The organism is Sphingomonas sp. FW306-1B-B10E (assembly GCF_058782005.1).
Genome location: NZ_JBYSXG010000054.1, coordinates 22373 through 31946, shown reverse-complemented (window position 1 = coordinate 31946; position 9574 = coordinate 22373). Strand labels below are relative to the sequence as shown.

Here is a 9574-nt window from a genome sequence, read left to right as displayed (position 1 = left end):
CTCCCCCGACCCCTCCCGCAAGCGGGAGGGGAGCGCATTGGGCTTGCGCAGGAGTCGGTTGCATTCCCGCCCGATCGCGCGTATGCGCCCCGCTTTCCTCGAACGTCAGGAACCCGCCCGGCCATCAAGGGCTGCCGCGGCGGTTCGCGCGTTCGAGTTTGCAAGGAGACCAAAATGCCCAAGCTCAAGACCAAGAGCGGCGTCAAAAAGCGCTTCAAGCTCACCGCCACCGGCAAGGTGAAGCACGGAGTCGCCGGCAAGCGCCACCGCCTGATTTCGCACAACGCGAAGTACATCCGCCAGAATCGCGGCACTTCCGTGCTCGCCGATGCCGATACCGCCCGCGTCATCGCGTGGGCGCCGTACGGCCTGCGTTAAGGGAGCCCAGCAGATATGGCACGCGTCAAACGGGGTGTTACCACCCGCGCCAAGCACAAGAACATCCTCGAACAGGCCAAGGGTTACCGCGGCCGTCGCAAGAACACGATCCGCGTCGCGCGGCAGGCCGTCGAAAAGGCCGGCCAATACGCGTATCGCGATCGCAAGGTTAAGAAGCGGACCTTCCGCGGCCTGTGGATCCAGCGCATCAACGCCGGCGTCCGCGCCGAGGGTCTGACCTATTCGCAGTTCATGCACGGCATCAAGCTTGCCGGCATCGAACTCGACCGCAAGGTCCTGGCCGACATCGCGATGCACGAGGGTGAGGCATTCGCCGCCATCGTCGCGCAGGCGAAGGCCGCACTGCCCCAGACCGCATAAGCCGTCTGCGTCAGTCGAGATTCAGGGCGTCGGAGCATGCTCCGGCGCCCTTTTTCGTTGGCTGCCATGTGCTTGCGGAGTTGACAGCGGGACCCGGCTGGCGGGATAGGCAGGCTATGGTTCCCCTTTCGTTCGGTGGTCAGGAATTCGAGGCGCTCGGCCAGGGCGCGCTCTATTGGCCTGCCCGGCGCGCATTGCTCGTCGCCGACCTGCACTTCGAAAAGGGCAGCTGGTTCGCGATGAAGGGGCAGATGCTGCCGCCTTACGATTCGCTGGCAACGCTGATGGAACTGACCGCGCTCGTCGATCGCACCCAGGCGCGCGAATTATGGTGTCTCGGCGACAGCTTCCACGATTCGGCGGGGTGCGAGCGGCTGCCCGCCGATGCGCGCGGGATGCTCACCGCGCTGACCGGCCGGCTCGATTGGCGCTGGATCACCGGCAACCACGATTCGCTGCTCGTCGACCATTGCGGCGGGACGATCGTCGAGGAGGCCGAGATCGACGGGCTGGTGCTGCGCCACGAGGCGGTGCCAGGCGAGCCGCGGCCCGAATTGTCGGGGCATTTCCATCCCAAATTGCGGATCAGCGTGCGCGGCCGGCAAGTCGCGCGGCGCTGCTTCGTCGCCACCGCGACCAAGCTGATCCTGCCCGCCTTCGGTTCGCTCACCGGCGGGCTCGACGCGCATCATCCCGAGATCGTCCGCGCGGTCGGGCGCGGCGCGCAGGCTTTGGTCGCGCTCGACGACCGGCTGCTACGCTTCCCGATCGCCGCCTAGCGGCGGATCGACCCCGTGCAGGTCATCGGCCCCGAGCCGCGCAAGATGCATTCGGGCTTGCCGGTGATGTGGACCCCGCCGCTGGCCAGCGCCGTCGCGCGCGCGGTGAAGCGCACGTCGATGCGGATGTCGCCGCTGCTCTCCGAGGTCAGGCTGGCGTCGCCGGCGGTGAGTGCGCTCGCGTCGATCGATCCCGCGCCATAGTTGCGGATGCTGGCGCGGCCCGTCGTTCCGGCCAGCCGTATCGCGCCGGTGCCGGTGAGGCTGGCGGTGAGATCATCGGCGCGGATCGACGCGACTTCGAGGGTACCGGCGCCGGTCTGCATCAGCGTGACGCGCCCGCCGCGCATCTCCGCCACGCGGACGCGCGGTCCGCCATTGAGCACCACTTCGCGCAGCAGCCGCGTCGAGACGCGCACCACCGGCAGCGCGGTGCCGTTGCGGCCGGCCCAGGCGAGCGGGCCGCCGCTCACCACCAGGGTGTCGCCGTTGCTGCGCACGTTGACCTGGTCGAGCGCGACACGGTCGCCCGAGGCCGTCGCCCCAGGCGGGCCGGGCACGACCTCGACCTGGAACGGGCCGTCGACGCGGAGCCGCTCGAACCCGCCGACCATGAACCGGCGCTCCTGCGCCGGCGCGGCGGCAGTGAGCAGGAGCAGCGGAGCGAGGAGGAGCGAACGCATCGCGCGACAGTCGCGCGCCGCGTTGTTGGAGGCAAGCGTTAGGTTGGGAAAAGCCCCTCCCCTTCAGGGGAGGGGTTGGAGTGGGGCCTGGACGTCTCACCGAGCCCTTCGCCCGTGGACATGCCCCACCCCCAACCCTCCCCTGAAGGGGAGGGGCTTAGAGGGTTCGCCTCAGCTGCAGTGGGCCTCGCCCGAGCCCACTTTGCTGACCGAGCATTGCGCGCCGCCGCCGAGCTCGGCGTCGCCCGAGCCGACGATCGACACCGAGGCCGGGCCCTTGACCGTGCCGAGAACATTGCCCGAGCCGGCGATCGAGACGTCGGCGCTCGTCGCGGCGAGGCCCTTGGCGTCGATATTGCCCGAGCCGGCCAGCGAGGCCGAGAATTTGGCGACGCTGCCCGAGACGGTCATGTCGCCCGATCCGGCCAGCGAGAGGTCGACGCTGTCGGCGCGCAGGTCGGCGATGTGGAGGTCGCCCGATCCGCCGATCGAGGCGGCGCGCAGGCTGGGCAAGGTGACGTGAACGCGCGCGCCGGGGCCGTCCTGGTGCCAGTTCTGGTCTTTGCGGCCGACGCGCAGCGAACCATCGACGACGCGGATGTCGAGCTGGTCGAGCACCTTGGTGTCGCCGTCGGCAGTGACCGCGAAAGTGGGGCCGACCTTGACGTCGACATCGTCCGAGCCGCGCAGGTCGACGGCGGTGAAGCCGGTCGCCGCGAAGCTGCGCGTGCCGCCGGTGCCGCTCGGCTGCGCGGCCTCGCCCCGCTCGGCATTGGACTGGCAGGCCGCCAGCGGCAGCAGGGCGATCATCAGCAATGCGCGCATTTTCGGTCTCCGAACTCGTGTGTTGTCAACGCAATACACTATGTGCCGGCCAAGGAAAAGGGGCGGCCATTGCTGGTCCGCCCCTCCCCGAAGTTTAGAAAGTTGCGGCCTCAGGCCGGAACCTTGTCCTTGTTCCAGATCGCCGCGGCCTTGCGCAGGATCTCGAGGATCTTCTCGAGCGCAGTCGGCTCATCGACTTCTTCCATCGCCGCGAGCTCGCGTGCGAGGCGCGATGCGGCGGCTTCGAAGATCTGGCGCTCCGAATAGCTCTGCTCGGGCTGGTCGTCGGCGCGGAACAGGTCGCGGACCACTTCGGCGATCGACACGAGGTCGCCCGAATTGATCTTCGCCTCATATTCCTGCGCGCGGCGCGACCACATGGTGCGCTTGACCTTGGGCTTGCCCTTCAAGGTCTCGAGCGCCTCGCGGAGCGTCTTGTCCGAGGACAGCTTGCGCATGCCGACGCTCTCGGCCTTGTTGGTGGGCACGCGCAGCGTCATCTTCTCTTTTTCGAAGCGCAGCACGTAGAGCTCAAGCTGCATCCCCGCAATTTCCTGTTTCTGCAGCTCGATCACACGGCCCACGCCGTGCTTGGGGTAAACGACATAATCGCCGACATCGAAGGACAGCGCCTTGGCAGCCATGGGCTAGAGACCTTTCCGTGAATAACCGGTCCCGAACGGGTGCGGCGTCGGCCCTGGCGCTTTCTGCGTCGGGCAGGCGGTTCGGGACAACAACCTATGCTTCTCCGGGCGGAAGGGCGATTCATCGCCTCCGTCGCGGACTATTTAACACGGTTGCAATAAAATTACCAGCCGCGCGTCATGCCCCGCGCGCATTTATGTGCACTGCGGCGAAGAATTTTCCGGGCGGCCGGCGGCGGGCCGCTGCCTCAGCTGCCGGTGCCGGGGTTTGCCGAGAAATATTTCTCGAACTTGCCTTCCTCGCCCTTCATCGCGTCGGCGTCGGCCGGCGCCTCGCCCTTCTGCGTGATGTTGGGCCATTCCTCGGAATAGGTCTTGTTGAGCTCGAGCCACTTTTCGAGACCGTTCTCGGTATCGGGCAGGATCGCCTCGGCAGGGCATTCGGGCTCGCAGACGCCGCAGTCGATGCACTCGCTCGGATTGATCACGAGCATGTTCTCGCCTTCGTAGAAACAGTCGACCGGGCACACTTCGACGCAGTCCATGTACTTGCACCGGATGCAGGCGTCGGTGACGACATAGGTCATGGCAGGTCGGCTCCCTCGAGCGGCAAAGGTCTGGTACGCGGCCCCTGCTATGCCTCGGATTCTACGGCGTCAACGTCCTTGGGCGCCTGGGTTTCGAGCCGCGTGTAGAGCAAGGCCGCCTCGGCCGGCGGGCCGCGGCGCTTGGGCAATGCCTCGACGCGCAGCGCCAGCACCTTTCCGTAGAGCGGGAAGACGATGATCGCGCCGACGCGCACGGGCGCCGCCGAGCGTTCGATCCGCCGGCCGTCGAGCCGCAAGGTGCCCTTCTCGGCGATCGCCTGCGCGGCGCTGCGCGTCTTGGCGAGGCGCGCGAACCACAGAAAGCGGTCGAGCCGGATGGCGGCGCCCTCAGCCACTGCGTAGCCCTGCCAGCGCGGCAAAGGCATTGTCCGCCGGCGCCGCCTTGGGCTTGGCGACGGGCGTGAGGCCCTGCCAGATCCAGCGCTGCGGCTCGCCTTCGCGCGGGCGGGCGGTCTTGAAGCCGAGCTGCGCCATCAGCCGCGCGATCGTCTCGGGGGTGAGGCCGATCGAGGTGGCGAGCGCCGGATCGGGCGCGAAGGGCTTGCGGCCCTGGCGCGCGTCATGCGCGGCGCGCGCGATCCGCTCAATCAGGTCGACGCGCACTGCCTGGCTGCCGAGCGGGCGAAAGCCATATGCGAGATCGGCGCCGGGGGCGTTGCGGGGCAGCACCGTCGCGCCCTCGCGCGGGGCGCCGGCGAGCGCCATCAATTCGCGCCGCCAGCGTGCCGCCGCGGGCTTGAGCAAGGCCGGCGCGAACAGGTCGAGCGTGCCGATCGTGACGCCGATCGTGCGCAGCCGTTTCCGGGCGTCGCCATCGAGTCCTTCGACGAGCGCGGCGACGCCGCGGCGCGCGAGCAGGCCGCCGGCGTCGAGCAATGCGTTGGCGAGCGCGCGCAGCGGGCCGCCGGCGGCGGGATCGCGGGTCGCGGCATCGAGCTTGGCGAGGACAAGGAGGTGACGCGCGACCTGCGCGGCGAACCACGCGTCGAGGCGGGCCTGGATTGCGGTGCGGGCTTGCGGATCGAGCACGTCGAGGGCGCGGTCGAGTATGATCTTGGGGCGGACGAGGTTCGGACCCGGCTTCAATGTGGCGATAGCAACACTCCGCCACCACACCGTTCGCCCTGAGCTTGTCGAAGGGCCGTTCTTTTCCTTGGCAACGGGCGCGAAGGAGGACGGTGCTTCGACAAGCTCAGCACGAACGGGGGAAGGGGGGTGCTCCGAAACCGGGGAGAGGCTGAGCTCCTCGTCGCTCGCCTCGATCAGCGCTTCGCCGCGCTTGCGATATTCCCCCGCAAGCCTTTTCTCCGCCGCCGCGAGCAGCATGCGCTTGTCCGCCGCGCGGGCATCGGCCTGGACGGTGAAGCGGAAGCCTTCGAGCGTGCCGAGCGGGTGCTCCTCGACGCTAACCTCCCCCTCGGGCCCGATCGTCACCGGCAGGTTCGAGACGTCGGCGCCGATCTGGCGGAGCAGCACCGTAGTGCGCTTGTCGACGAAGCGCTGGGTGAGGCTGGCGTGAAGCGCGTCGGAGAGCTTTTCCTCGATCGCGCGCGTCCGTTCGGCCCAGTGAATGGGGTCCTCGAGCCAATCGGCGCGGTGCGCGATATAGGCCCAGCTCCGCGCCGCGGCGATGCGGCCGGCGAGCGTCTCGACGTCGCCGCCCATATTGTCGAGCCGCGCGATCTCGTCGGCGAACCATTGGTGCGGGACATGGCCGTTTGCCTCTGACAAATGACCGAACAGCCGCCCGACGAAGCGGGCGTGCGGATCGACGCCGAGCTTGCGGAAATCGGGGAGTCCGCACGCTGCCCATAGCCGCGCGACCATCCGAGGCGAGCGGACGCGTGCGCGCACCCAATCCTCGTCGGCGAGGCGCTTGAGCACCGCGAGGTCGACCGCCTGCGGCGCGGCGCGGAGCACTTCGGCCTGGGGCTTGGCCTCGAGGCTGGCGACCAGCGCGTCCACGCTGGCGAAATCGGGCTCGCCCTCGCGCCAATAGAGACGCTCGAGCCGCGGCACCTGATGCGCTTCGAGCGCGAGCACCTCTTCAGGGGTGAAAGCGCCTGGGCCTTCCTCGTGGAGCGCGCCGAAGGTGCCGTCGCGCTGGTGGCGCCCGGCGCGGCCGGCGATCTGCGCCATCTCCGCGATCGTCAGCCGGCGCTGGCGACGGCCATCGAACTTGGTCAGGCTGGCAAAGGCGACATGGTTGACGTCCATGTTGAGCCCCATGCCGATCGCGTCGGTGGCGACGAGGTAATCGACCTCGCCGGCCTGGAACATCGCGACCTGGGCATTGCGGGTGCGCGGGGACAGCGCCCCCATCACCACCGCGGCGCCGCCGCGCAGCCGGCGCAGCGCCTCGGCGACGGCATAGACTTCCTCGGCCGAGAAGGCGACGATCGCCGAGCGGCGGGGCAGGCGCGACAGCTTCTTGGCGCCGGCATAGCTCAAGGTCGAAAAGCGCGGGCGGCCGACGATCTCGGCATCGGGAACCAGCGCCTTGAGCATCGGCTTCATCGAATCCGATCCGAGGATCATCGTCTCGGCAAAGCCGCGGGCGCGCAGCAGCCGATCGGTGAAGACATGGCCGCGCTCGGGATCGGCGCCCAATTGCGCCTCGTCTAGGCCGACAAACGCGACTTCGCGATCGACTGGCATGCTCTCGGCGGTGCACAGCAGCCATTTGGCCTTGGACGGCAGGATTTTCTCCTCGCCGGTGATCAGCCCGACATTCTCGACGCCCTTCATCCGGACGACGCGGTCATAGACTTCGCGCGCGAGCAGCCGCAGCGGGAAGCCGATCATGCCGCTGGCATGGCCGCACATCCGCTCGACCGCGAGATGGGTCTTGCCGGTATTGGTGGGGCCGAGCACCGCAGTGACCGGCGAACGCGCGAACTGGCTCATGTCGCTGTCCAACATCGTTCCGAGTCAGCCCTTAAGCAACACCCCCTGATTGCGAAGCTTCCTTAACCATGTTGAATTATAGGCAGATTTGAGACTGTTCTTCCCTCTACCCCGGCACCGGCACGGGTCGCCGCAGGCGTGGGAACGAAGCGGGGTGCTTAATTTGACTTTAAACGCTCTGTTCCACAGTGATCCGGTGTTCGCCGGGGGTGGCGGCACATTCGACGACGGGGTTTTCGGGGGGCATCGCGCCTTGTTCCTGCGTAACGATCATGGCCTGGAGCTCGGCGGCGGCGCGGCAATCTCGCACGCATTTCCGCCTGTGCCCGGCACTGCCCTCAGCACCAAGCTCAAGCGCCGCGTCTTCGCCAATCTCGATCTCGCCCCCGATCTCGGCGCGCGCATCGGCACCTTGACCTGGTATCGCGGCGTCGCGACCTGTTTCGGGCTGTGCGCGCTGACCTTCCTGATGGCGCCCGGCTTCGAGACCCCGATCTACGGCACCGTCGCGCCGGCGCTGACCGGCACCGATCTCGACGCCGCGCGCGCACAGGCGATCCGGCCGCTCGCAATGGGTGCGACCACCGGCTATCACGTCGCCGCGACCAACCTCGTCGCGCCGCTGACCGACACGCCCGAACGTCCGATCATCAGCCTCGACGCCAAGCTCGCCTCGGGCGACGCACTGCTCAGCGTGCTGCGCCGTTCGGGCGTCGGCGCGGTCGATGCCGAGCAGGTCGGCGCTTTGGTCACCAAGGCAGTGTCATTCGACGAGATCCAGCCGGGCACGATGCTCGACATCACGCTCGGCCGCCGCACCGACAAGGCGCAGGCGCGGCCGCTGCAGAACATGGCGTTCCGTGCCAAGTTCGACCTCAAGCTCGAGGTTGCGCGCACCGGCAACCAGCTTTCGCTCAAGCAGATCCCGATCGCGATCGATCATACGCCGCTGCGCGTCCAGGGCGCGATCGGATCGAGCCTGTACCGCTCGGCGCGCGCTGCCGGTGCCCCGGCCAAGGCAGTGGAATCGTTCATCCGCACGCTGGCGACGCGGGTGCCGGTCTCGCATCTCGGCTCGAGCTGCAAGTTCGACATCATCGTCAAGCAGGACCGCGCCGCCACCGGCGAGGTCCAGCTCGGCAACCTGCTCTATGCCGGGGTCGCCGGGTGCGACAACAAGGTCCAGCTGATGCCGTGGGAATCGAACGGCAAGACCGAATGGTTCGACGGCGGCGGCAAGGGTAACCGCACCGGCATGATGGCGATGCCGACCAACGGCCGCTTCTCCTCGGCCTTCGGCATGCGCCGCCACCCGATCCTGGGCTATACCCGCATGCACAAAGGCATCGACATCGCCGCGCCCTGGGGCACGCCGGTCTATGCCGCGACCGACGGCGTGGTGCAGTTCGCCGGCCGCAGCTCGGGCTATGGCAATTTCATCAAGCTCAGCCATGGCGGCGAATTCGGCACCGGCTATGGCCATCTCAGCCGCATCGTGGTGCGCGGCGGCCAGACGGTGCGCAAGGGCCAGGTGATCGGCGCGGTCGGCAATACCGGCATGTCGACCGGGCCGCATCTCCACTATGAGCTGTACAAGAACGGCGTCGCGGTGAACCCGCGCTCGGTGGCGTTCAGCTCGCTGCGCCAGCTGACCGGCAGCGATCTCGGCGCGTTCCGCGCGAAGCTGCAGCAGCTATTGTCGGTCCCGGTGGGCCGCGGCGCTGCACCCGACGCGGATTGAGCATCGGCGTCGCGCGCTTGGTCAGCCTGCTTTAGGCTGAGTGACGATCATCGCGCGGAAGTTTCCGCCATAGACCGCCTCGCTCCAATGGGCTCGCAGGTCGTCGAAATCCAGCACGACCCTGCCCGGGCTGGCGCGCTCGGGATCGATCAAGGTGACGGTGCGCTGCGCATCGTCGATCGCGGACACGACGACGGTATGGCCATAAGGCACGCTGAGGTCGAGCATGACCGGATGGCCGCGACCCATCTCGGCGCGGATCAGCTTCATGCCCTCCTCGAAGCCCGCCTCGTCGTTCGGTAGCGACACTTCTCGCCACTCGTAGCCGAGCGACCGCACAGCTTTCACGATATCGCGGTACGGCGTGATGCTGAAATCGTCGAACGGGGCGACCGGATCATAGCTGCGCCCGGCGGCGAGCGTCTTGAGCTTTCGCGGTGACTGCGGATCGCCATAGAAAGCGAGGATCATCGCTGCCGAAGTCGGCACGCACAGCAGCGTCTCCTGCCGCATATGCGGGACGGCGAGCTCCTTCCGCGTGCTGGCCGGCGGCGCGCAGCAAGCGAGCAGGACGGCAAGCGCCAAGACGCGCCAGCGCGTGGGGCGAGGCATGGAGTGCCTCCCGCTC

11 protein-coding genes are annotated in these 9574 nt (G+C 68.1%); 4 read left to right on the top strand and 7 right to left on the bottom strand.

Annotated features, from left to right (window positions below; translation table 11 throughout):
• Positions 1-174 precede the first annotated feature (174 nt).
• From rpmI to pdeM, 3 genes are all read left to right on the top strand, one after another.
• Complete coding sequence (gene rpmI / locus AC3WJI_RS17705) at positions 175-378, top strand: 50S ribosomal protein L35 (RefSeq protein WP_077510460.1); 204 nt, start codon at positions 175-177, stop codon at positions 376-378.
• A gap of 15 nt (positions 379-393) precedes the next feature.
• A complete protein-coding gene (gene rplT, locus AC3WJI_RS17700; RefSeq protein ID WP_492758607.1) occupies positions 394-759 on the top strand; it encodes a 50S ribosomal protein L20 in 366 nt (121 codons plus the stop codon).
• Between the two features lie 116 nt (positions 760-875).
• Positions 876-1538 (top strand): ligase-associated DNA damage response endonuclease PdeM, encoded by a 663-nt coding sequence (gene pdeM / locus AC3WJI_RS17695; protein WP_492758606.1) that lies wholly within the window; start codon positions 876-878, stop codon positions 1536-1538.
• Here pdeM and AC3WJI_RS17690 read toward each other — a convergent pair.
• From AC3WJI_RS17690 to AC3WJI_RS17665, 6 genes are all read right to left on the bottom strand, one after another.
• Positions 1535-2221 carry a GIN domain-containing protein gene (locus AC3WJI_RS17690; RefSeq protein ID WP_492758605.1) on the bottom strand — a complete coding sequence of 229 codons (687 nt, stop codon included), beginning with the start codon at positions 2219-2221 and terminating at the stop codon, positions 1535-1537. The two genes, pdeM and AC3WJI_RS17690, sit on opposite strands and share 4 nt — an antisense overlap.
• Before the next feature lie 171 nt (positions 2222-2392).
• Positions 2393-3046, bottom strand: coding sequence for a head GIN domain-containing protein (locus AC3WJI_RS17685; protein ID WP_492758604.1), 654 nt, complete (start codon positions 3044-3046; stop codon positions 2393-2395).
• Between the two features lie 110 nt (positions 3047-3156).
• Positions 3157-3690, bottom strand: a complete 534-nt coding sequence (locus tag AC3WJI_RS17680) for a CarD family transcriptional regulator (protein ID WP_306099047.1) — start codon at positions 3688-3690, stop codon at positions 3157-3159.
• Positions 3691-3938: 248 nt separating this feature from the next.
• Positions 3939-4277: a ferredoxin FdxA gene (gene fdxA / locus AC3WJI_RS17675; RefSeq protein ID WP_492758603.1), complete on the bottom strand. Its 339-nt coding sequence runs from the start codon at positions 4275-4277 to the stop codon at positions 3939-3941.
• A gap of 47 nt (positions 4278-4324) precedes the next feature.
• A complete protein-coding gene (locus AC3WJI_RS17670) occupies positions 4325-4633 on the bottom strand; it encodes a S4 domain-containing protein (RefSeq protein ID WP_492758602.1) in 309 nt (102 codons plus the stop codon).
• A complete protein-coding gene (locus tag AC3WJI_RS17665) occupies positions 4626-7205 on the bottom strand; it encodes a helicase-related protein (protein ID WP_492758601.1) in 2580 nt (859 codons plus the stop codon). Before AC3WJI_RS17665 ends, AC3WJI_RS17670 begins: the two co-directional genes overlap by 8 nt.
• A gap of 163 nt (positions 7206-7368) precedes the next feature.
• On the opposite strand from AC3WJI_RS17665, the gene AC3WJI_RS17660 reads away from it, so the two are divergent.
• The gene (locus AC3WJI_RS17660) at positions 7369-8946 is read left to right on the top strand and encodes a M23 family metallopeptidase (protein WP_492758600.1); all 1578 of its coding nucleotides are present in this window, start codon (positions 7369-7371) and stop codon (positions 8944-8946) included.
• Positions 8947-8967: 21 nt separating this feature from the next.
• On the opposite strand, the gene AC3WJI_RS17655 is transcribed toward AC3WJI_RS17660, so the two are convergent.
• The gene (locus AC3WJI_RS17655; RefSeq protein ID WP_492758599.1) at positions 8968-9558 is read right to left on the bottom strand and encodes a C39 family peptidase; all 591 of its coding nucleotides are present in this window, start codon (positions 9556-9558) and stop codon (positions 8968-8970) included.
• Positions 9559-9574: the final 16 nt, after the last annotated feature.